This window comes from Nocardioides sp. (genome assembly GCF_030149505.1).
GTDB lineage: Bacteria > Actinomycetota > Actinomycetes > Propionibacteriales > Nocardioidaceae > Nocardioides.
In genome coordinates this window covers 1-21,562 of the sequence record NZ_JASBRN010000086.1, presented here as the reverse complement: position 1 = coordinate 21,562, position 21,562 = coordinate 1, and the positions used below count along the sequence as shown (strand labels likewise).

General features: G+C 72.9%; 23 protein-coding genes and 1 pseudogene. 8 read left to right on the top strand and 16 right to left on the bottom strand.

Features of this window, described 5'->3' with window-relative positions; translation table 11 throughout:
* A partial coding sequence (locus Q1V71_RS19655) for an HNH endonuclease signature motif containing protein (protein ID WP_300646119.1) occupies nt 1-1,024 on the top strand: 1,024 nt, incomplete at its 5' end.
* A 248-nt stretch (nt 1,025-1,272) separates the two neighbouring features.
* On the opposite strand, the gene Q1V71_RS19650 is transcribed toward Q1V71_RS19655, so the two are convergent.
* The 4 genes and pseudogenes from Q1V71_RS19650 to Q1V71_RS19635 all read right to left on the bottom strand — a co-directional run bounded on the left by Q1V71_RS19650 (nt 1,273) and on the right by Q1V71_RS19635 (nt 3,234).
* The gene (locus tag Q1V71_RS19650; RefSeq protein ID WP_300646122.1) at nt 1,273-1,698 is read right to left on the bottom strand and encodes a hypothetical protein; all 426 of its coding nucleotides are present in this window, start codon (nt 1,696-1,698) and stop codon (nt 1,273-1,275) included.
* 159 nt (nt 1,699-1,857) lie between these two features.
* Nucleotides 1,858-2,013 (bottom strand): annotated as a pseudogene (locus tag Q1V71_RS19645) (nucleotidyltransferase domain-containing protein); the annotation flags it as partial.
* Nucleotides 2,010-2,609 carry an amino acid transporter gene (locus tag Q1V71_RS19640; RefSeq protein WP_300646116.1) on the bottom strand — a complete coding sequence of 200 codons (600 nt, stop codon included), beginning with the start codon at nt 2,607-2,609 and terminating at the stop codon, nt 2,010-2,012. The gene Q1V71_RS19640 and the pseudogene Q1V71_RS19645, both read right to left, overlap by 4 nt.
* 1 nt (nt 2,610) lies before the next feature.
* Nucleotides 2,611-3,234 carry a hypothetical protein gene (locus tag Q1V71_RS19635; RefSeq protein WP_300646114.1) on the bottom strand — a complete coding sequence of 208 codons (624 nt, stop codon included), beginning with the start codon at nt 3,232-3,234 and terminating at the stop codon, nt 2,611-2,613.
* 86 nt (nt 3,235-3,320) lie between these two features.
* Between Q1V71_RS19635 and deoC the strand changes: the two genes are divergently transcribed.
* Genes deoC through Q1V71_RS19615 form a run of 4 tightly spaced genes read left to right on the top strand, consistent with a single transcriptional unit; the run spans nt 3,321 to nt 7,498 of the window.
* Complete coding sequence (gene deoC / locus Q1V71_RS19630) at nt 3,321-4,310, top strand: deoxyribose-phosphate aldolase (RefSeq protein ID WP_300646111.1); 990 nt, start codon at nt 3,321-3,323, stop codon at nt 4,308-4,310.
* Nucleotides 4,311-4,327: 17 nt separating this feature from the next.
* A complete protein-coding gene (locus Q1V71_RS19625) occupies nt 4,328-5,764 on the top strand; it encodes an aldehyde dehydrogenase family protein (protein WP_300646108.1) in 1,437 nt (478 codons plus the stop codon).
* A complete protein-coding gene (locus tag Q1V71_RS19620; protein ID WP_300646106.1) occupies nt 5,761-6,636 on the top strand; it encodes an aldehyde dehydrogenase family protein in 876 nt (291 codons plus the stop codon). Before Q1V71_RS19625 ends, Q1V71_RS19620 begins: the two co-directional genes overlap by 4 nt.
* A gap of 31 nt (nt 6,637-6,667) precedes the next feature.
* Nucleotides 6,668-7,498, top strand: a complete 831-nt coding sequence (locus Q1V71_RS19615) for a hypothetical protein (protein WP_300646103.1) — start codon at nt 6,668-6,670, stop codon at nt 7,496-7,498.
* Here the strand turns inward: Q1V71_RS19615 and Q1V71_RS19610 are convergent.
* The gene (locus Q1V71_RS19610) at nt 7,495-8,139 is read right to left on the bottom strand and encodes a hypothetical protein (protein WP_300646101.1); all 645 of its coding nucleotides are present in this window, start codon (nt 8,137-8,139) and stop codon (nt 7,495-7,497) included. The two genes, Q1V71_RS19615 and Q1V71_RS19610, sit on opposite strands and share 4 nt — an antisense overlap.
* A gap of 65 nt (nt 8,140-8,204) precedes the next feature.
* On the opposite strand from Q1V71_RS19610, the gene Q1V71_RS19605 reads away from it, so the two are divergent.
* Both Q1V71_RS19605 and Q1V71_RS19600 read left to right on the top strand, forming a co-directional pair.
* Nucleotides 8,205-8,813 (top strand): ATP-binding protein, encoded by a 609-nt coding sequence (locus Q1V71_RS19605; protein WP_300646099.1) that lies wholly within the window; start codon nt 8,205-8,207, stop codon nt 8,811-8,813.
* The gene (locus Q1V71_RS19600; protein ID WP_300646097.1) at nt 8,810-9,292 is read left to right on the top strand and encodes a hypothetical protein; all 483 of its coding nucleotides are present in this window, start codon (nt 8,810-8,812) and stop codon (nt 9,290-9,292) included. Before Q1V71_RS19605 ends, Q1V71_RS19600 begins: the two co-directional genes overlap by 4 nt.
* Here the strand turns inward: Q1V71_RS19600 and Q1V71_RS19595 are convergent.
* Both Q1V71_RS19595 and Q1V71_RS19590 read right to left on the bottom strand, forming a co-directional pair.
* Nucleotides 9,289-9,750 (bottom strand): DUF3592 domain-containing protein, encoded by a 462-nt coding sequence (locus Q1V71_RS19595; RefSeq protein WP_300646094.1) that lies wholly within the window; start codon nt 9,748-9,750, stop codon nt 9,289-9,291. The two genes, Q1V71_RS19600 and Q1V71_RS19595, sit on opposite strands and share 4 nt — an antisense overlap.
* Nucleotide 9,751: 1 nt before the next feature.
* Nucleotides 9,752-10,846, bottom strand: a complete 1,095-nt coding sequence (locus Q1V71_RS19590; protein WP_300646092.1) for an adenosine deaminase — start codon at nt 10,844-10,846, stop codon at nt 9,752-9,754.
* A gap of 52 nt (nt 10,847-10,898) precedes the next feature.
* Here Q1V71_RS19590 and Q1V71_RS19585 point away from each other — a divergent pair, with 52 nt between their 5' ends.
* Nucleotides 10,899-11,354 carry a MaoC family dehydratase gene (locus Q1V71_RS19585; RefSeq protein WP_300646090.1) on the top strand — a complete coding sequence of 152 codons (456 nt, stop codon included), beginning with the start codon at nt 10,899-10,901 and terminating at the stop codon, nt 11,352-11,354.
* A gap of 39 nt (nt 11,355-11,393) precedes the next feature.
* Here the strand turns inward: Q1V71_RS19585 and Q1V71_RS19580 are convergent, their stop codons facing one another.
* The 9 genes from Q1V71_RS19580 to meaB form a co-directional block, all read right to left on the bottom strand.
* Nucleotides 11,394-12,680 (bottom strand): thymidine phosphorylase, encoded by a 1,287-nt coding sequence (locus tag Q1V71_RS19580; protein WP_300646087.1) that lies wholly within the window; start codon nt 12,678-12,680, stop codon nt 11,394-11,396.
* The gene (locus Q1V71_RS19575; protein ID WP_300646084.1) at nt 12,677-13,861 is read right to left on the bottom strand and encodes a cytochrome P450; all 1,185 of its coding nucleotides are present in this window, start codon (nt 13,859-13,861) and stop codon (nt 12,677-12,679) included. Before Q1V71_RS19575 ends, Q1V71_RS19580 begins: the two co-directional genes overlap by 4 nt.
* Nucleotides 13,833-14,252 (bottom strand): cytidine deaminase, encoded by a 420-nt coding sequence (locus tag Q1V71_RS19570; protein WP_300646082.1) that lies wholly within the window; start codon nt 14,250-14,252, stop codon nt 13,833-13,835. Before Q1V71_RS19570 ends, Q1V71_RS19575 begins: the two co-directional genes overlap by 29 nt.
* Complete coding sequence (locus Q1V71_RS19565; RefSeq protein ID WP_300646080.1) at nt 14,249-15,508, bottom strand: ABC transporter permease; 1,260 nt, start codon at nt 15,506-15,508, stop codon at nt 14,249-14,251. The genes Q1V71_RS19570 and Q1V71_RS19565 overlap by 4 nt, the downstream gene beginning before the upstream one ends.
* Entirely contained in the window at nt 15,505-16,602 is a 1,098-nt protein-coding gene (locus Q1V71_RS19560; protein ID WP_300646078.1) for an ABC transporter permease, read from the bottom strand. The genes Q1V71_RS19565 and Q1V71_RS19560 overlap by 4 nt, the downstream gene beginning before the upstream one ends.
* Nucleotides 16,599-18,125: an ABC transporter ATP-binding protein gene (locus Q1V71_RS19555; protein ID WP_300646076.1), complete on the bottom strand. Its 1,527-nt coding sequence runs from the start codon at nt 18,123-18,125 to the stop codon at nt 16,599-16,601. The genes Q1V71_RS19560 and Q1V71_RS19555 overlap by 4 nt, the downstream gene beginning before the upstream one ends.
* 168 nt (nt 18,126-18,293) lie before the next feature.
* Nucleotides 18,294-19,343 (bottom strand): BMP family ABC transporter substrate-binding protein, encoded by a 1,050-nt coding sequence (locus tag Q1V71_RS19550; protein WP_300646074.1) that lies wholly within the window; start codon nt 19,341-19,343, stop codon nt 18,294-18,296.
* A 152-nt stretch (nt 19,344-19,495) separates the two neighbouring features.
* Entirely contained in the window at nt 19,496-20,686 is a 1,191-nt protein-coding gene (locus tag Q1V71_RS19545) for an amidohydrolase (RefSeq protein ID WP_300646072.1), read from the bottom strand.
* A gap of 61 nt (nt 20,687-20,747) precedes the next feature.
* On the bottom strand, nt 20,748-21,562 hold an 815-nt coding region (gene meaB / locus Q1V71_RS19540; protein ID WP_300646070.1), incomplete at its 5' end, for a methylmalonyl Co-A mutase-associated GTPase MeaB.

Genomic DNA, 21,562 nt, shown 5'->3' with positions numbered 1-21,562 from the left:
CACAGTCGGCCCCGCCGTCGTCGAACGGCTCGTCCTGGAAGCCTCAGCCCGCTTCGACCCCGAATCCACCGAAGTGCAGGAATGCGACACCCGGTCGAACCTCTACTTCGACCTCGACCTCGCCACACCCGCCACCAGCGTCGGCACCGCCTCCGCCGTCACCGCCGACGGACTCCTCGACCGCGCCGACGCCGAGGACCTCGAGCAGGCCATCCGACAGATCGCCCACCAGCTCCACCTCGACGGCTCCACCGACACCCTCGCCGTCCGCCGCGCCAAAGCCCTCGGCTACCTCGCCCGCGGCCAAGAACTCCTCCCCGGAACAGACGGTGACGCGAACCAGGATGATCGAGCGACGCAGGACGATCGAGCCGCCCAGGACGGTCGGGAGATGCAGGATGGTCGAGCAGCGAGCGCCAGCGAGCGTCGTCGAGACCCCGCAACCGACACGCGGACCTCCCCCGGCACCCGCACGATTCCGCGGCGCACCGTGGTCCTCACCGTCCACCTCAGCGACGCCGCATTGACCGGCGCACCCCAGGTCGACCCCGTCACCGGGACGCTAGGCCTCAACCTCGCAAGAGTCGAGAACCACCGCCAGCTCCTCACCGCCGACGCCATCAGGGAGTGGTGCGGGGTCCCCGGCACCCAGGTGATCGTGAAGCCCGTCATCGACCTCCACGAAACCGTCGCGGTGTCCTCCTACGAGATCCCCGACCGCATCGCCACCCGAGTGCGACTGACCCGAGACACCTGCTCCTTCCCCCACTGCACCAGGCCCGCCGAGTCCGCCGACCTCGACCACACCATCGAGTACCTCCCACCCGACCGCGGCGGCCCACCAGGCCAGACGTCGACAGCGAACCTCGCGCCCCTGTGCCGACACGACCACCGCGCCAAGACCCACCACTCACCAGCCGGCAGACCCTGGGCAGTCAAGGGACTCAGCCCAGGCCATTGGCTCTGGACCAGCCCCCACGGCCAGCACTACCTCGTCCACCCCGACGGCACCAGCCCACTCTGAGCCCCACACGCTGAGATAGCTCGCAGCCCGACCACCACCCCGTGGCCGGGCTACCAGCACGCCCACCTGCCGTTTCGCTCGTCGAGGTTCGAGCGGAGCGAGCCACGAGGCAGCGGCAGGTCGAGCAGGCGAGCGTCGTCGACACCGCGCGATCCGACCGCGCACCGCCCCGACTCCGCCGGGCGTGGGCAGCGAGACCTGCACCTGACGCGCTCGCGGCGACTCCGGGGGTCTGGTCGCGGCGAACATCACGGCAGCCGCCACTCCTGCGCGGCGCGCGTCGTGCGACGCGCGTCGGACCACGCCGCCCAGGCCGAGCTCACACGAGGCGAGCGCACTTGCTCACCGTCCCGTCGTGCCCGGAGGTCGGCGACCAGAGGGGCTGGCGCTCCGACGAGGTCGACCGCGGCGGTCTTGGTCAGCAGCTGACCGGTCCGCCAGGTGTACCGCGCCCGCGCCATGGTCAGCAGGCCCAGGTCGACCAACGACGGGTCCAGCCACCACCACGGCCGCCGCACGGCCAGCGTCCAGTAGCCGGTCAGCTCGGACCTCGCCGCGCGGCGCACGTCGTCGTCAGTCATGCCTGGCAGCACATCGGCCGGCGACCGCCCCAGCACCGCGAAGCCGTGCCGGACCAGCTCGGCCCGCCCGATCGCGGACAGCGGCCGGTCCACGAGGCGGCAGTGTGTCCAGGTCGCATGCCTAGCCGCGAGGCCGAGCAGGTCCTCAGCGGGGACGTACACGCAACCCAACTGGGCTCCCGAGGCCGGGCCGGCATCGAGAGACCGATGCACCTCGGCGACCGCCGCCCTTCTGGCCCCGGACACCGGCCCGTCCGACAGCGCCACGAGGTCGAGGTCGCTGACCCCGGCCCGGTGATCCCCTGTGGCAAGCGACCCACCGACCCAGAGGTCGGTGACCCAACCCAACCGTCGCAGACCGGCCCGCAGTTCTCGGACGGCCAGCGGGACCTCGGGCTCCGCGGTCACAAGGCGGCCGCCCAGTCGTGACCGGGTGAGACGATGTCGAGCGCGCCGCGCAGCCACGACCTGGCCTCGGGGGACAGCAGGGGCGCGGCGGCCGCGAAGTCGGCCTCGTCCTTCGGGCGACGACCCTTGCTCTTCTGCAACAGCTGGACCTCCGGCGCGAGCACCTGCCGCGCGGGGTCCGAGGCCGGACCGGCCAGCGACGACACCGGACGGCGCAGACGGGCGTCACGGCGGTAGACCCAGTCCTCGCCGTCGGTGTGGTCGATCATCAGCTGCAGCGACCACGGCGACGACGGCGTCGGCCGGCACCAGACGTCGTGGACCCCGACTGGGAGGGTCTCCCCCACAGGCCACGGGCGCAGCGTGCCGGGCGGGTCCGCCGTGTGGACGTCCCACGAGGCGAGGGCGGAGCGGAAGGCCGCCTGGTCCCGCCGCAGCACCAGCACGTCGGTGTCCTCGTGGACCCGCGTGACCCGACCCACGAAGGCGTCGATCGACCACCCGCCGGCCAGCCACCACGGCGCCCCGACACCAGCGAGCAGGTCCGGCAGCGCAGCAGGGTCCAGCGGCGACCAGGGCAGCTGGTGCGGTTCCACCTCAGAACCAGATGCTGGCGACGAAGAGCAGGGTCGCGGCGGGGACCAGGGCGATCGGCACCCACGCGGGCTCGCGTCGTACGACGGCGGGCGCGGCCTCGTCCGCAGCGCCTCGCTTCCCGGCTCGCCCCTCGGCGGCCCGCGCGGCGCGGACCGCCTCCTGGATCCGCTCCTCCACGAAGTCGGCGTAGTCGGCACCCTGGTCGGGCTGCCAGCCCTCACCCGGCACGGCCGTCATCGTCAGGTCGCGGGTGGTCCGCGCACGGCGCATGGCCCGGAAGCGGGTCCGGCCGACCGCGGGGTTGGCGTAGCGCTTGTCCGCGACCGTGGCCACCAGCACCTGCTGGACCACGAGCGACTGCACCGCGGCGAGCGGGAGGTGCACGGAGGAGAACATCCCGCGCAGCACCAGCCACGGCCCCTCGAGCCACACGCGCGGGCGCAGGGCCGCGGCCCAGGCCAGGACGATCGCCAGCACCCCTCCGGTGCCCACGGCAGGCGGGTAGCCCTCGGGCACCAGCAGTGCGAGCACGATGGCGGCCACGCCCAGGACGGCCGTGACGACCGCGGTGAGCCGACCGCTCGTGGGGGCGAACTCCACCCGCTCGTGCTGGTCGTGGTCCATCGGGCTCTCCTGTGCGTGGTCGGGAGGGATCGGGGGCCGCCCGCGGAGGTTGGGGCGCAGGGCGCCGGCAACCCTATGCTGACCCAATGCCCACGATCTCCACCCAGGGAGTCGGCTGGGACCTCTCGGACGCCACCCGGTCCGATGCTGCGCTGCGCCGCTTCCTCCACGGCCTGCCGGGCGTCGACCAGGTCGGGGCCGAGGCCCGCGCCGCCGCTCTCGGCACCCGCTCGATCAAGACCACCGCGAAGGCCCAGGCGCTCGACCTGGCCATCCGGATGGTCGACCTGACGACCCTCGAGGGCCAGGACACCCCCGGCAAGGTGCGCGCGCTGGCCAGCAAGGCCATGCGCCCGGACCCGACCGACCCGACCTGCCCCGCCACCGCAGCGGTCTGCGTCTACCCCGACCTGGTCGGGGTGGCCAAGGAGACCCTGACCGATGGAGGACGGCGCGACTCCGGCGTCAACATCGCGGCCGTCGCCACCGCCTTCCCCTCGGGCCGCGCCGCGCTCGACATCAAGCTCGCCGACACCGCCGACGCCGTCGAGGCCGGCGCCGACGAGATCGACATGGTCATCGACCGGGGGGCGTTCCTCTCCGGCCGCTACCTCCAGGTCTTCGAGGAGATCGTCGCGGTGCGCGAGGCGTGCACGCAGGGCGAGCGCTCGGCCCACCTCAAGGTGATCTTCGAGACCGGCGAGCTGCAGACCTACGACAACGTCCGCCGCGCGAGCTGGCTGGCCATGATGGCCGGCGCGCACTTCATCAAGACCTCCACCGGCAAGGTGCAGCCGGCCGCCACCCTGCCGGTCACGATGATCATGCTCGAGGCGGTCCGCGACTGGCGCGAGGCCACCGGGCAGATGGTCGGCGTCAAGCCCGCCGGCGGCATCCGCACCACCAAGGACGCGATCAAGTACCTCGTGATGGTCAACGAGGTCGCCGGCCCGGACTGGCTGGACCCCGACTGGTTCCGCTTCGGGGCCTCCACGCTCCTCAACGACCTGCTGATGCAGCGCACCAAGATGCGCACCGGCCGCTACAGCGGCCCCGACTACGTGACGCTCGACTGAGCCCGGGAGGAACAGGCATGAGCATCTTCGAGTACGCCCCCGCGCCGGAGTCGCGCGCCGTCGTCGACATCAAGGAGTCCTACGGGCTCTTCGTGAACGGTGAGTTCACCCCCGGTGGCGGCGCCTCCTTCAAGACGGTCAACCCGGCCACCGAGGAGGTGCTGGCCGAGGTCGCCGAGGCCGACGCCGCCGACGTCGACCGCGCCGTCAAGGCCGCCCGCAAGGCCTACGACAAGGTCTGGGGCCCGATGCCGGGCCGCGAGCGGGCCAAGTACCTCTACCGGATCGCCCGGATCATCCAGGAGCGCAGCCGCGAGCTCGCCGTCCTGGAGTCGATCGACAACGGCAAGCCGATCAAGGAGTCGCGCGACGTCGACGTCCCGACCGTCGCCGCACACTTCTTCTACTACGCCGGCTGGGCCGACAAGCTGGAGCACTCCGGCTACGGAACGACCCCGATCGGCGTGGCCGGCCAGGTCATCCCGTGGAACTTCCCGCTGCTCATGCTGGCGTGGAAGGTCGCCCCCGCCCTGGCCTGCGGCAACACCGTGGTGCTCAAGCCGGCCGAGACCACCCCGCTGACCGCCCTGCTCTTCGCCGAGATCTGCCAGCAGGCCGACCTGCCGCCCGGTGTCGTCAACATCCTCACCGGCGCCGGCGAGACCGGCCGCGCGATCGTCGAGCACCCCGGCGTGGACAAGGTCGCCTTCACCGGCTCCACCGAGGTCGGCAAGGCGATCGCCCGCGCCGTCGCCGGCACCGACAAGCGCGTCACCCTGGAGCTCGGTGGCAAGGCCGCCAACATCGTCTTCGACGACGCCCCCATGGACCAGGCGGTCGAGGGCATCGTCAACGGCATCTTCTTCAACCAGGGCCACGTCTGCTGCGCGGGCTCGCGCCTGCTGGTCCAGGAGTCGGTGGCCGAGGAGGTGCTCGAGCGGCTCAAGCGCCGGATGGGCACCCTGCGGGTCGGCGACCCGCTGGACAAGAACACCGACGTCGGCGCCATCAACTCCGCCGGCCAGCTGGCCCGCATCCGCGAGCTCTCCGACATCGGCGAGGCCGAGGGCGCCGAGCGCTGGTCGGCCCCGTGCGAGCTGCCCACCAGCGGCTACTGGTTCGCCCCGACCCTGTTCACCGGGGTCTCCCAGGCGCACCGGATCGCCCGCGAGGAGATCTTCGGCCCGGTCCTGTCGGTGCTGACCTTCCGCACGCCCTCGGAGGCGGTGGAGAAGGCCAACAACACGCCGTACGGGCTCTCGGCCGGCATCTGGACCGAGAAGGGCTCCCGCATCCTCGAGGTGGCGGGCCAGCTCCGCGCCGGGGTCGTGTGGGCCAACACGTTCAACAAGTTCGACCCCACCAGCCCGTTCGGCGGCTACAAGGAGTCCGGCTACGGCCGCGAGGGCGGCCGGCACGGGCTGGCGGCGTACCTGAAGGGTGGTCAGGCATGAGCAAGGACAGGATCGACGTCCGCAAGACCTACAAGCTCTTCATCGGCGGCGCCTTCCCGCGCTCGGAGTCCGGCTACTCCTACGTCGTGAACGACCACAAGGGAGCCTTCGTGGCCAACGCCGCCCTCGCCTCGCGCAAGGACGCCCGCGACGCCGTCGTCGCCGCCCGCAAGGCCTTCCCAAGCTGGTCGGGCCGCACCGCCTACAACCGGGCGCAGGTGCTCTACCGCGTCGCCGAGGTCATGGAGGACCGCCGCCCGCAGTTCGTGCAGGCCGTCCAGCAGTCCGAGGGCCTGTCGGGCAGCAAGGCCGAGGGCGTCGTCGACGCCGCGGTCGACCGCCTGGTCTGGTACGCCGGGTGGGCCGACAAGCTGGCCCAGGTGGTCGGCAACGCCAACCCCGTGGCCGGCCCCTTCTTCAACCTCTCGACCCCCGAGCCGACCGGCGTCGTGGCCGTGCTCGCCCCGCAGCGTTCCTCGCTGCTCGGCCTGGTCTCGGTGCTGGCGCCCGTCGTGGTCAGCGGCAACACCGCGGTGCTGGTCTCCTCCTACGAGCGCCCGCTGCCGGCGGTGAACCTGGCCGAGGTCCTCGCTACCAGCGACGTGCCCGGCGGCGTGATCAACATCCTCACCGGCAGCGCGGCCACCGTCGCACCGTGGCTGGCCTCGCACATGGACGTCAACGCGATCGACCTGACCGGGGCTGCCGGCGACACCGCCCTTGCCGCCGAGCTGGAGGTCGCGGCCGCCGACAACCTCAAGCGGGTACGACGCGCTCCGGCCGCCGAGCCGGACTGGACCCTCGACCCGGGGCTGGAGCCGATGACGGCCTTCCTGGAGATCAAGACGGTCTGGCACCCCATGGGGGTGTGAGCCACCACGACGGAGGGGAAGGAGCGCGGGTGTGAGACGACGGCCCCCCGCGCTCCTGCCCTGCCTGGTCCTCGGCCTGGTCCTCGCGCTGGGCACGTCGTGCTCCGCCCTCGGCGAGGACCTCTCCCCCGGCACCGCCGTGCGCGCCGCCGACCTGCAGCCCGCCCCGGGCTCCCCCGCGACCCGCGACGGGTGGCGCACCGAGCTCCAACTGCCCGAGGGCCTGCTGCGCGTCTCCGTCGTCCCCGTCGAGGGCAGCGAGGTCCCCGCACGTGACACCGCCGACGACCAGGACGTCGCCGTGGACGAGGGGACGCTGGCCGCGGTCTCCTGGAGCCTCTCGGTCGGGGAGGGACTCCCCCTCGCGGCCGCCCGCCTGGTGCTCGCCCCCACCGTGGCGAGCAGCCTGCACCTCGTGGCGGGTGGCACCCGCACGCGCCTGGACGTCGACGGCCTCGACCTCGAGCGCGGCTTCGTCTGGACCTCGCTCGAGGAGAGCGTCCTCGACGACCTCGACGACCTCGCCCTCGAGGTGGAGTACGACGGCGAGGTGCTGACCACCGACGCGCCCCGCCCGGGGCTCGACGCCCCGACGGACCGCACCTTCGCGCCCTGCGCCGACGTGCTCGACCCGCCCGTGCCGACCGGCACCTGCCGGGCCACGCTCGAGACCTGGCCCTGGCTGCCGGAGCAGGGGTGGGCCGACGGCGCGCCCTGGCGCCTGGTCCGCCTCGAGGCCACCGCCGGCGAGCCCGACGTCACCCTCGACGGCACCGCCCCCCTCGCGACGACGGTCGTGACGCGGGACGCCCCCGCGGCGGCGTACGTGCTGGTCTTCCCCGGGGAGCCTGAGGGCGACTAGGCCGGCTGCCAGGGCTGGTTGATGTTCGGCAGGTCGATCGACAGCACGTCGGGCCAGACCTCCCCGACGAACCCGCGGTCCCCGAGCTTGGCGTGGACACTGCTCCAGTCGCCGGCCAGCCCCACGTTGAGGTCGAGCCAGTACTGCACGGCCTCGTCGAGGATGGCCGCGGCGGAGGAGCCGGCCGTGGCGATGATCTGCACGACGACGCCGGCGCCGCCGGTGAACCAGTTGCCGATGTCGCCGAGCTCGGCGGTCTCGCCCACGATGTCGGCGAACAGGTCGACCAGGTTGCGCAGCTGGCTGCTCCAGTGGCCCAGCAGGACCCGCTGGTGGTCGTCGAGCAGCTGTGCCGCGTCCGGCTCGGGGTCCCCCGTCGCGGCCACCGCCAGGAGGTGCCCCAGCGCGGCGGCCCCCGTCGCGCGGCGCAGCGCAGAGAGCAGGCCCGCGGCGTCGCGCAGCTGGGCGGGCACCGCGTCCAGCCGGGTCACCCGGGTCGGCCAGCCGGTCACGTCCACCTCCAGCTCCGGGCCGGAGGCGGGGTCGCGGCCCGTGGTCGGCGCCAGGTCGGCGAACCAGGCGGCGCTGCGCGGTCCGCGCTGGGCGGCCAGGCGCTGGTCGAGCGGAGCGGCGGGCGGCATGCGCGGATGCATTCTCGGTCGTGCCCGGTCCAACCCTGTTGGCGCGGCCTTTCTAGGATGTCCCGGTGCGCGCGCGGGTGATCGTCCTGGCCGGCCCCTCGGGGTCCGGCAAGTCCCGCCTCGCCGCACGGCTCGGCCTCCCGGTGCTGCGGCTGGACGACTTCTACAAGGACGGCGACGACCCGACGCTCCCCCGCATCGAGCACGGCGCCAACGCCGGCATGACCGACTGGGACCACCCGGACTCGTGGCTGCCCGGGGACGCCCTCGCCACGATGGGCGTGCTGTGCCGCGAGGGGCGCGCCGAGGTCCCGGTCTACGAGATCTCGGCCAACGGCCGGTGCGGTGCCAGGACCCTCGACCTGGAGGGGAGCCCCCTCTTCGTCGCCGAGGGGATCTTCGCCCCCGACGTCGTCGGCCCCGCCCGCGAGGCCGGGCTGCTCGCCGCGGCGTACTGCGTGCGCCGCTCGGCCGCGACGACGTTCGTGCTGCGGCTGGTCCGCGACCTCAGGGAGCGCCGCAAGCCGCCGCTGGTCCTGCTCACCCGGGGCCTGGGCCTGGCCCGGGCCCAGCGCGGCGTGGTCGCCGACGCCGTGGCCAAGGGCTGCACCCCTGCCTCCCCCGACGAGGTCGTGGCAGCCGTGGAGGGCCTCGGCTCCGAAGCACTGAGGTGATCGCGCCCGACGGACTCCCCTGGGGCCGGCTGCGCCAGCCGGACCAGCTCTCCTGCGGTGCCGCCTCGCTCGTGGTCGCCCGAATGCTCGTCGACGAGGTGTACGCCGAGCGCGTGCTGCCCCGGTTTGCCGACGAGGTCCTCACGACCCACCGCGACGTCGTGGGCTGGTGGCCTCGGGCGCTCGGCACGCCCCCGTGGGCGCTGCTGCGCCACCTGCCGGGCCACCACCGGCTCGTCACCCGCCCGTCGTTCGACCGGGTCCTCTCCGCAGCCGCGCGCGGCCCGGTCGCGGTCTACGTCGGCAACCGGCTGCTGCCCCGCCACGTCGTGCTCGTCGTGGCCGCCGCCCCGGAGGCGTGGGTGGTCTACGACCCGGCCCGGGGCGGACTGGTCACCGTCGACCGCGAGCAGCACACCGAGGACCGGCTGCCCTTCGGGCGCTGGCACCGCGCCTGGTGGGCGCTCCTCCCGCGCTAGACGGCGTACTCGGTGATCGCCACGATGAGCGCCCACGCGACCGGCAGCGAGACCGCGAGACCCAACATCACCCGGGACAGCCCCAGCTCCGTGGCCCCGGCGCCACTGGTGTGGTCGACGTCGGCGAGCACGACCCGGTCCGGGTGCCCGGGGTCGTAGCGCACGGCGACCCGCTCCCCCACCCGCGGCACGGGCGGCTCGGTGCCGGCCATGGTCTCCGCGGTCGTCGTGGTGCCGTCGGGCAGCTCGAGCCGCACGAGGTGGAAGTAGATCGTGGCCGGCTCGCCCGCGACGGCGACGTCCTTGGGGCGGGCCTCGAGGACCTCGGCGGTGCCGGCGACCGCGTGCTCGGCGAACTGGGTGGCGATCCGCCGCTCGCGGGCGCCCCGCAGCGCCAGCAGGACCGACACCACGAGCGCGAGGCCGGCGGCGCCGAGCATGAGGATGCTCAGGACCACGTCAGCCTCCCAGCGCCGCGTACCCGGGCTTGATGACCTCGTCGATCAGCGCGAGCCGCTCGTCGAAGGGCAGGAAGGCCGACTTCATGGCGTTGACGGTGAACCACCGCAGGTCGTGCGCGGCGTAGCCGAAGGCCTGCACCAGCGACCACATCTCGTCGGTCATCGAGGTACGGCTCATCAACCGGTTGTCGGTGTTGACGGTGATCCGGAAGCGCAGCTGCTTCAGCAGCCCGATGGGGTGCTCGGCGATCGAGGTGGCCGCGCCGGTCTGCACGTTGGAGGCCGGGCACATCTCCAGCGGGATCCGCTTGTCCCGGACGTACGCCGCCAGCCGGCCCAGCTCGACGGAGCCGTCGTCGTGGACGGTGATGTCGTCCACGATCCGCACGCCGTGGCCCAGCCGGTCGGCGCCGCACCACTGGATCGCCTGCCAGATCGACGGCAGCCCGAAGCCCTCGCCGGCGTGGATGGTGAAGTGCGAGTTCTCGCGCTGGAGGTACTCGAAGGCGTCCAGGTGCCGGGTCGGGGGGTAGCCCGCCTCCGCGCCGGCGATGTCGAAGCCGACCACCCCGCGGTCGCGCCAGGCCACCACGAGCTCGGCGATCTCCATCGACCGCGCCTGGTGCCGCATCGCGGTGAGCAGCTGGCGCACGACGATCCGCCCGCCCGCGGCCTCCTGCCCCTGGGCGAAGCCCTCGGCGACCGCGGCGACGACCTCGTCGAGGGAGAGCCCCTGCTCGACGTGCTGCTCGGGCGCGTAGCGGACCTCGGCGTACACCACGCCGTCGGCGGCGAGGTCCTCGACGCACTCACGCGCCACCCGCACCAGCGCCTCGCGGGTCTGCATCACCGCGACGGTGTGGGAGAAGGTCTCGAGGTAGCGCTCCAGCGAGCCGGAGTCGGCCGACTCGGCGAACCACGTCGCCAGCGAGTCCGCGTCGCCGGCCGGGAGCTCGTGCCCACAGTCAGCGGCCAGCTCCAGGATCGTCGCGGGCCGCAGGCCGCCGTCCAGGTGGTCGTGGAGCAACACCTTGGGCGCCGCCCGGACCTGGTCTCGGGAGAGGGCGGTAGGTTGCTCCGGCGTGGCGCTCATGGCGTCATCCAACCACCCGGCACACCCCACCCCCACGACAGGAGAGCCCCAGATGCGCGTGTTCACCAGCCTCGACGAGGTCGCTGCCGCAGCCGGCGAGGACATCGGCGTCTCGGAGTGGGTCGAGATCACCCAGGAGCGGGTCGACACCTTCGCCGACGCCACCGACGACCACCAGTGGATCCACGTGGACGCCGAGAAGGCGGCCGCAGGTCCCTTCGGCGGCACGATCGCGCACGGCTACCTCACGCTCTCGCTCGTCCCGTGGCTGGGCAGCAAGGTCTTCGACCTGGCCACCCCGGGGGCGAAGCTCAACTACGGCATCAACAAGGTGCGCTTCCCGAACCCCGTCCGGGTCGGCAAGCGCATCCGCGCCCACGTCGGCATCGGCGAGGTCGTCGACATCCCCGCGGGCAAGCAGATGACGCTGCGCTACACGATCGAGATCGAGGACGAGGCCAAGCCGGCCTGCGTCGCCGAGACGGTCGTCCTGCTGCTCGACGCCTGAGACCGGCCCGGCCGCTCAGCGGCTCAGCGGCTCAGCGGCTCAGTCGATCCGCTCGAGCACGATCGGGGACGGCTCGTACGCCGTGCCGGCCGGCTCGACGTCGTACCCGTCCTCGAGGCTGGCCAGCGCCCGCTCGAAGCGCGCGGGCTCGTCGGTGAGCAGGGTGAAGAGCGGCTGTCCCTCGGTGACCTCGTCCCCGGGGCGGGCGTGCCACACGACGCCGGCGCCGGCCTGCACGGGGTCCTCCTTGCGGGCACGGCCCGCGCCGAGTCGCCAGGCGGCCATGCCGACGGCCATCGCGTCGAGCCGGGTCAGCACGCCGGTGGTCGGTGCGGCGACGACGTGGGACTCCTCGGCCTCCGGCAGCGCCGCGTCGGGGTCGCCGCCCTGCGCGCGGATCATCGCCTTCCAGGCGTCCATCGCCGAGCCGTCGGCGAGCCTGTCGGCGGGGTCCACGTCGTCGACCCCGGCACCGGCGAGCATCTCGCGGGCCAGGGCGACGGTGAGCTCGACGACGTCGGCAGGGCCCCCACCGGCCAGCACCTCGACCGACTCGGCCACCTCGATGGCGTTGCCGGCGGTGAGGCCGAGCGGGGTGGACATGTCGGTGAGCAGGGCGGTGGTGCGCACGCCGGCGTCGGTGCCCAGCGCGACCATCGTGCGCGCGAGCTCACGGGCGCGGTCGAGGTCCTTCATGAAGGCGCCGGTGCCGACCTTGACGTCGAGCACCAGGGCACCGGTGCCCTCGGCGATCTTCTTGCTCATGATCGAGGAGGCGATGAGCGGGATCGCCTCGACGGTGCCGGTGACGTCGCGCAGCGCGTAGAGCTTCTTGTCAGCCGGGGCCAGCCCGTCGCCGGCGGCGCAGATGACCGCGCCGACGTCCTCGAGCTGGCGCATCATCTCCTCGTTGGACAGCGCCGCCCGCCAGCCGGGGATCGCCTCGAGCTTGTCCAAGGTGCCGCCGGTGTGGCCCAGGCCCCGGCCCGAGAGCTGCGGCACCGCGACCCCGCAGGCGGCGACCAGCGGCGCCAGCGGCAGGGTGATCTTGTCCCCGACGCCCCCGGTCGAGTGCTTGTCGGCGGTGGGCCGCGAGAGCCCGGAGAAGTCCATCCGCTCCCCCGAGGCGATCATCGCGGCCGTCCAGCGGGCGATCTCGCGCTGCTCCATGCCGTTGAGCAGGATCGCCATCGCCAGCGAGGACATCTGCTCGTCGGCGACGTCACCACGGGTGTAGGCGTCGACCACCCAGTCGATCTGGCTGTCGCTGAGGCTCCTGCCGTCGCGCTTGGTGGTGATGACCTCGACCGCGTCGTGCGTGCTCATGACTCCCTCTCACCGTGTGGCTGGTCCTTCACCGGCACCCGGTGGTGCCCCCACAGCACGAACGTGCCGCGGCTCTCCGGCTCCGCCGCCAGCGCCAGCCCGGGGAACCGCTCCCACAGCAGCGCCACCGACTCCGCCAGCTCCATCCGGGCCAGCGGCGCACCCAGGCAGAAGTGCACCCCGACACCGAAGGCCAGGTGCGGGTTGGGCGAGCGGTCCACCACGAAGTCGTCGGGCCGCTCGAAGACCGCGGGGTCGCGGTTGGCGGCGCCCAGCAGCGCGCTGACCTTCTGGCCCGGCTCGACCAGCACCCCGCCGGGGAGCTCGACCGGCTCGGTGGCGGTGCGCTCGAAGAGCTGGAGGGCGGAGTCGAAGCGCAGCATCTCCTCCACGCACGCCGGCACGTCCGGCCCCGGGCGCAACCCGCGGCGCAGCATCGCGACCAGGCCGTTGCCGAAGACGTTGACCGACGCCTCGTGGCCGGCGTTGAGCAGCAGCACGACCGCGGCCACGACCTCGTCGTCGGAGAGCTCGGTCGCCGCCAGGTCGGTCACCAGGTCCTCGGCAGGTGTGCGACGGCGCACGGCGACCAGGTCGCGCACCAGCGCCGCGAAGTCCTCCGACGCGCGCACGGCGGCGTCGACGACGGCCTCGGAGGGGCGCGGCTCGTACATCCGCACGATCGCCTGCGACCAGTCGCGCAGGTCCCCGGCGTGGCTGGCCGGCACGCCCAGCAGCTCGGCGATGACCAGGACGGGCAGCGGCTCGGCGTAGGCCGCGACGACGTCGAAGCCCTCCGAGCCGGAGACCTCCGCGAGGAGCCCGGAGGCGAGCTCGCGCACCCGCGGCCGCAACCGCTCCACGTGCCCGCGACTGAAGGCCGAGGCCACGGGACGCCGCAGCCGGGTGTGCTCCGGCGGCTCGTTCTCCATCATCTGGTTGCGGTGCAACAGGTTGAACGGCTCCAGGCGCTGCGCCGGCTCCCGGTCGGTCCACAGCCGACCCAGGCGCCGGTCGCGCTGCACGGCCGAGACCGCGGCGTGGCTGAAGGTCAGGAACGACCCGGACTGCTCGTGCCAGGCCACCGCGTGCTCGGCGCGCTCGCGCGCGAAGAACGGGTAGGGGTCGGCGACGACGGCCGGGTCGGTCAGGTCAAGCGAGGTCGTCGGGGCCGAAGGCATCCGGCAGCACCTCGCTCATCCGTCGCAGACCCGACACGGTCATGATCTCCATGTCCGCCCCGCCGTTCTCCCAGAGCAGCTGGCGACAGCGCCCGCAGGGCATCACGACGACCGGGTCGGTGCCGACCTTGCCGCCCACGCACACGAAGTGCGTGAGCCGCCCGCCACCCTCGATGTGCAGCCGGCTGACCAGCCCGCACTCGGCGCACAGCGCCACGCCGTACGCCGCGTTCTCGACGTTGCAGCCGGTGACCAGGCGCCCGTCGTCGACGATCGCGGCCGCACCGACGGCGAAGGAGGAGTACGGCGCGTAGGCGCGTCGCGACGCCTCGACGGCGTGGGCGGTGAGGGCGTCCCAGTCGAAGGTGTCGTCGGTCGCGACCGGGCTCACCCGGCACTCCCCTTGCGGTAGACCTGTCCGTCGGCCGCGGGCATGCGTAGTCGTTGCGAGGCGAAGGCCAGGACCAGCAGCGTCACGACGTACGGCGTGATGTTGACGAAGTCGCCGGGCACGACGTCGATCGCGGCGTAGACCGCGATGAGCGCGGCAGCGGCCACGAGGATGCCGACGGCCAGCGGGACCTGCTTGCGGTAGAGCTGGTAGCCGGCCAGGCCGATCGCGAGCACCGCGACCGCCAGCAGCAGGGCGTGCACCGAGGTGCCTCCCTGGCGCAGGCCCAGGGTCTGGGTGTAGCCGAAGAGACCGGAGCCGGCCAGCAGGCCGCCCGGGCGCCAGTTGCCGAAGATCATCGCGGCGAGGCCGATGTAGCCGCGGCCGCCGGTCTGGCCGTCGCGGTAGTTCGACGAGGCCACCATCGCCAGGAAGCCGCCGGCGAGGCCGGCCAGGGCGCCGGAGATGAGCACCGCGATGAACTTGTAGCGCAGCACCGCCACACCCAGGGACTCCGCGGCGGAGGGGCTCTCGCCGGTCGAGCGCAGGCGCAGGCCGAACGAGGTGCGCCACAGCACCCAGTAGGTGACGAAGAGCAGCAGGAAGGCGATCACCACGAGCCAGGACAGGTTGCTGACCAGGGCCCGGGCCACCGCGGCGACCTCGGAGACGAAGAAGATGTCCTGCTCCTCGACCTCACCGAGGGCGTCGCTGAGCGGGCCGATCGTGATCGAGCCGACGTTGGGCAGCTTCGGGGACTGGGTCGCACCGCCGCCGGGCAGGCCCACGAAGGTCAGCGAGGCGAGGTACTGCACCGCACCGACGGCGATGATGTTGATCGCGACGCCGGAGATGATGTGGTCGACGCCGAAGACGACGGTGGCGGTGGCGTGGATGAGGCCGCCGATCATGCCGAGCAGCAGGGCGCCGGCGACACCGGCCCAGGCGCCGTAGTGGTAGGCGAAGTAGCCCGCACCGAAGGTGCCGAGGACCATCATCCCCTCGAGGCCGATGTTGACCACGCCTGCTCGCTCGGACCACAGGCCGCCGAGACCGGCGAGCATGATCGGGACGAGCGCGATCAGCGTGGCGCGGACGGTGCCGGACGAGGCGATGTCGTCGGCGCCGGTCACGACCCGCAGGGTCGAGACGGCGAGCATGACCAGCACCGCGGCAGCCAGCCACCACAGGCGGGGCAGCCGACGCTTGCGGGCGGTCCCGGGCGCGGGGGGCGTGGGGTGGGTCGCGACGCTCATGCGCGGGCCTCCTGTCGGTCTGCCTCGAGGGCGCGGGCCACGGCGTGCTGCTCGAGGCGCACGCCGTAGCGGCGCACCACCTCGTAGGAGATGACCACCGTGAGGACGATGACGCCCTGGGTGATGGCCACGATGTCCGGTGAGACGCCCACGAGGATCTGCAGCGGGTTGGACTGCTCGTCGAGGTAGGCGAAGAGCAGGGCGCCGATGGCGATGCCGATCGGGTGGTTGCGGCCCAGCAGGGCGATGGCGATGCCCGCGAACCCGAGGCCGGACTGGAAGGTCGAGCCGTAGCTGTAGGAGTCGCCGAACAGCAGCGGCAGGCCGACGAGGCCGGCGACCGCGCCGGAGATCAGCATCGCGACGACGGTCATCTTCGTCACCGAGATGCCGCTGGCCACCGCGGCGGTGGTCGAGCGGCCGGTGGCGCGCAGGTCGAAGCCGAAGCGGGTGCGGTTGAGCACGAACCAGTAGACGAAGCCTGCCAGGGCGGCCAGGAAGATGAAGCCGTAGACCTCGGTCGGGCCGTCACCGATGCTGAAGCCCGGGATCCGCGAGCCCTCGGGGATCTCCTTGGTGCCGATGTCGTTGCTGCCCTCCTCGCGCACCGCGACCCGGCGCAGGAAGTAGGCCACGAGACCGGTGGCGATGAAGTTCAGCATGATCGTGGAGATGACCTCGCTGACGCCACGGCGGGCGCGCAGGACGCCCGCGATGCCGGCCCAGGCGGCGCCGGCCAGCATCGCGGCCAGGATCGCCAGGACGGTGTTGGCGGCACCCGGCAGCCACGCCTCACCTGCGACGACGGCGGCCACGAAGGCCGCGACGCGGTACTGGCCGTCGACGCCGATGTTGAACAGGTTCATCCGGAAGCCCACCGCCACGGCCAGGCCGGAGAGGTAGAGCACGGTGGCGTTGTTGAGGATGTTGGCGATGTTGCGCTCCTCGGGCACCCCGAGGATCGTCGACCAGACCTCCCCGACCGGGTCCCCGGCCACGACCAGCACGAGGCTGGTGATGAGGAAGGCGAGCAGCAGCGCGAGCACCGGGGCGGCCAGCCCCAGGCCCAGCTTCACCAGACGTGGACCCTTCACGCGGCACCTCCCGCACCGGTCATGGCCGAGCCGAGCTGCTCGGGCGTCACGTGCGAGGGGTCGAACGAGCCGACCATCCGCCCGCGCAGGATGACCTCGATCCGGTCGGACAGGCCGATCAGCTCGTCGAGGTCGGCGGAGATCAGGAGCACCGCGAGACCCTCGCGGCGGGCCTGCTTGATGTGGCCCCAGATCGCGGCCTGGGCGCCCACGTCGACACCCCGGGTGGGGTGGGCGGCGATCAGCAGGATCGGCTCGCCGCTCATCTCGCGGCCCACGATCAGCTTCTGCTGGTTGCCGCCGGACAGGGCACGGGCGAGCGTGTCGACACCGGGGGTGCGCACGTCGTAGTCGGCGACGATCCGCTCGGTGTCGGCCCGGGCGGCCTTGCGATCGATCAGCCCGAGGCGGGCCCAGGGCTTGCGGGTCTGGTGGCCCAGGACGCGGTTCTCCCACAGGGGCGCGTCGAGCAGGAGCCCGTGGCGGTGCCGGTCCTCGGGGATGTAGCCGATGCCGGCCTCGCGCCGGCGGCGGGTGGAGAGCTGGTCCAGGTCGACGCCGCCCAGCCTGATGCTGCCGGTGGCACCCGGGCGCATGCCCATGATCGCCTCGACGAGCTCGGCCTGGCCGTTGCCCTCGACGCCGGCGATGCCCAGGACCTCGCCCGCGTGGATGTCGAAGGAGATCGCGTCCAGCAGCGGCCGGCCCTGCCCGGGACCCTCGGGGCCGGGCAGCGACAGGTCGGCGACGTGCAGGGTCACCCGGTCGGTGACGGTCGAGGACTCCGTGGAGGGGCTGGGCAGCTCCGAGCCCACCATGAGCTCCGCGAGCTGCCGCGAGGTGACCCCGGCCGGGTCGACGGTCGCAACCGTCGTACCGCGGCGGATGACGGTGATCTCGTCGGCGACCGAGAGCACCTCGTCGAGCTTGTGGGAGATGAAGATGACCGAGAGGCCCTCGGCCTTGAGCTCGCGCAGGTTGCCGAAGAGCTCGTCGACCTCCTGCGGGACGAGCACGGCGGTGGGCTCGTCGAGGATGACGACCTTGGCGCCGCGGTAGAGCACCTTGAGGATCTCCACGCGCTGCCGGGCCCCGACACCGAGGTCCTCGACGAGGCGGTCGGGCTCGATGCCCAGGCCGTAGGCGTCGGAGATGCGCGTGATCTCGGCACGGGCTGCCGCGCCGATGCCGTGCAGCTTCTCCGCGCCCAGGACGACGTTCTCCAGGACGGTGAAGTTGTCGGCCAGCTGGAAGTGCTGGAAGACCATCCCGACGCCGTGGCGGATAGCGTCGGCGGGCGAGGACAGCGAGACCTGCTCCCCGGCGATCTCGATGGTGCCCGAGTCGGGCGCCTGGACGCCGTACAGGATCTTCATCAGCGTCGACTTGCCGGCGCCGTTCTCGCCGACGATCGCGTGGATCGTCCCGCGAGCGACGTCGATGTTGATGTCGTCGTTCGCGATGACGCCCGGGAACCGTTTGCCGATCCCCCGCAGGCGCACCGCAGGTGCGACGTCTGGCACGAGAGCCCCTTCCGGTCCCCGAGGACGAGTGAGTGGCGCGGACCCTCTCCGCGCCGACGAGCACGCTATCCGACGCTCCTGTCGGGGCGGGAAGCCGCAGGCCACGCCCGCTGCGAGCGGACGTGGCCTGCGGACCGTGCGTGGTGACGCTGCGTCACCGGCGAGGGGTCACGGGGCGGTGGGCACCGTGATCTCGCCGTCGATGATCTGCTGCTTGAACTCGTCGAGCTGGTCCACGATGTCGTCGACGAAGCCGCCGCTCGTGGAGTAGCCGACACCGTCGACCTCGAGGTCGTAGGTGGTGACGCCCGAGGGGATGTCGCCGGCCTCGACGTCGGAGAGGTACTCGTAGACCGCGACGTTCACGTTCTTGAGCATCGAGGTCAGGATGACGTCCTGCACCGACGGGTCGGCGGTGTTGTACTGGTCGGAGTCGACACCGATCGCGAAGTTGCCCGACTCGGAGGCGGCCTCGAAGACACCACCACCGGAACCACCGGCGGCGTGGTAGACGATGTCGGCGCCGTTGTCGAACATGCCCTGGGCGGCGGTCTTGCCCTTGGCCGGGTCGGCGAAGCCGGAGAAGTCCGGGACCTGCGTCAGGTACGTGACGTCGACCTCGATGTCGGGGTTGACGGCCTCGGCACCGGCGACGTAACCGGCCTCGAACTTCTGGATGAGCGGGGTCTCGACACCGCCGACGAAGCCGATCTGGTCGGTCTCGGTCTTGAGCGCGGCGGCCGCGCCGACCAGGAACGAGCCCTGCTCCTCGGCGAAGACCAGGCTGGCGACGTTGTCGGCCTCGACGCTGGAGTCGTCGATGATGGCGAAGTTGACGTCCGGGTACTCCTCGGAGACCTTCGCGATCGAGGCGGCGTAGGCGAAGCCCACAGCGATGATGGGGTTGTAGCCGGCGTCGGCGAAGGTGCGCAGGCGCTCCTCGCGGGCGGACTCGGCCTCACCGTCCTCGGCCTCGGACTCCTGGGCCTCCATGCCGAACTCCTCGACCGCCTGGTCGAGACCGGCGGCGGCGGAGTCGTTGAAGGACTGGTCGCCGCGGCCACCCACGTCGTAGGCCATGCCGACCTTGACGTCGCTGGTGGCGGCGGGGGCGTCCCCGTTGTCGGTGCCCTCGTCGGCGCCGTCGTCGGAACCGCACGCGGACAGGGTGAGGGCGGCGGCCATGGCCACCGCTGCAAATCGAGCCGTCTTCCTCACGGCAGGCCTCCTGGTGAGATCGTCTGCACCCCGTGGCGCGGGGCACACGGCGTCACCCTAGGGCCGCACGGGCAGGGCGGTGGGGGCCCGGGCCGAAATAGTCCCGGTTGTTATGCGTCCGTCACCTGCCCCAGGTGGGAGCCCGGCGCGGGTCAGGCGCGCAGCGCCCGCCAGGCGGCCTCGGCCATCAGCCGGGCACCGATGACGATCGCCCGCTCGTCGACGTGCAGGTTGCCCTGGTGCAGGTCGTACGTCGGCCCGCCGGGCGTGCGGGTGCCGAGGCGCATCATCGCGCCCGGCACCTGGTCGAGGTACCACCCGAAGTCCTCACCGCCCAGGCTCTGCGGGGCCACGACCTGGCCGTCGGGACCCAGCACCTCGGTGACCGCCTCGGCGAGGATCCGGTTGGAGAGCGACTCGTTGACCACGGGGGGGACGCCGCGCTGGTAGTCCAGGTGCGCGGTGATGCCGTAGGGCCGGACGATCTCGGGGACCAGCTCCCGCACGAGCTTCTCGCAGTCGGCCCAGGCGACCGCGTCGAGGATCCTGACCGTGCCCGAGAGGAAGCCCCGGTCGGGGATGACGTTGGGCGCCGAGCCTGCCTGGATGTGCCCCCACACCACCGAGACGCCCGAGCGCGGGTCCAGGCGGCGCGAGAGGATCGCGGGCAGCTCGGTGGTGACCTTGGCCAGGGCGAAGGTGAGGTCGCCGGTCAGGTGCGGACGCGAGGTGTGGCCGCCCGAGCCCTCCAGCCGGACCTCCAGCCGGTCGGCGGCGCTGGTGAGGGGTCCCAGCCGCAGGCCGACCTGGCCGACGTCCACGCCGGGGTCGCAGTGCAGGGCGAAAACCCGCTCGACGTCGTCCAGCAGGCCCAGGCCCATGAGGTGCACCGCCCCGCCGGGCATCACCTCCTCGGCCGGCTGGAAGAACAGCCGGACCCGGCCACCGAGCTCGCCGCACGCGTGCAGGCGGGCCAGCGCGTGGGCGGCGCCGACCAGGGCGGTGGTGTGCACGTCGTGGCCGCAGGCGTGCGCGACCCCGGGGACCGTGGAGCGCCACGGGTCCTCCGACAGCTCCTCCACGGGCAGCGCGTCCAGGTCCGCACGCAGGCCGACGGTGCGCCCGTGGGTGCCGATCTCGGCGACCAGCCCGCTGCGCGGGAGCCGCTCGATCCGCCAGCCCGCGGCCAGCAGCCGGCGGGCCACCTCCTCGGTGGTGCGCGACTCCTCCCACGACAGCTCGGGGTGGGCGTGCAGGTCGCGCCGCAGCGCAACCAGCTCGTGCTCGTGCGACGCCACGGCCTGGGCGACCAGGTCGGAGGGGGTCAGGGCGGCGGAGGTCATGTCCCGCCCAGGGTAGTGGGCACGCCGGGCGCGACCGGGTGGGTCAGCCGGGCCGGACGCCTCAGTCGCCGTCGTACGCCGCGAGGAGGCGGTCGGCGGCCACGGTCGCCGGGAGCTCGCCGGCGAGCACCTGGGCGCTGACCTCCTCGCGCACCGCACGCACGCCCGGCGAGGTGCGCAGCCGCTGGTCGAGCTCGTCGCGGACCATCGCCCAGGTGAACTCCAGCTGCTGCTCGGCCCGCTTCGTGGCCAGCCCCTCGGCGCCGAGGTGCTCGCGGTGGGCCAGGACCCGGGCCCAGACGTCGTCGACGTCGAGGTCGTGCAGGCCGGAGCACGTCACGACGGGCGGTGCCCACTCCCCCTTGCCACGCACCAGGCGCAGCGCACCGGCGAGGTCGCGGGCGGCCGCGCGGGCCTCCTGCGCCCGGTCGCCGTCGGCCTTGTTGACGGCGATGACGTCGGCGATCTCGAGGATGCCCTTCTTGATGCCCTGCAGCTGGTCACCGGTTCGGGCCAGGGTCAGGAAGACGAAGCTGTCGACCATGCCGGCCACCGTGATCTCCGACTGCCCGACCCCGACGGTCTCGACGAGCACCACGTCGTAGCCGGCCGCCTCCAGCACGGCCATCGCCTGCGTCGTGGCGCGCGCCACCCCGCCGAGCGTGCCCGCGGCCGGCGAGGCCCGGATGTAGGCGTCGGCGTCCGCGGCGAGCCGGGACATCCGCGTCTTGTCCCCCAGCACCGACCCACCGGTGCGGACGCTGGAGGGGTCGACCGCCAGCACGCCGACCCGGTGTCCCTGCGCGGTGAGGCGGGTCCCGAGCTGCTCGATGAACGTCGACTTGCCGACCCCGGGAACGCCGGAGATCCCGATCC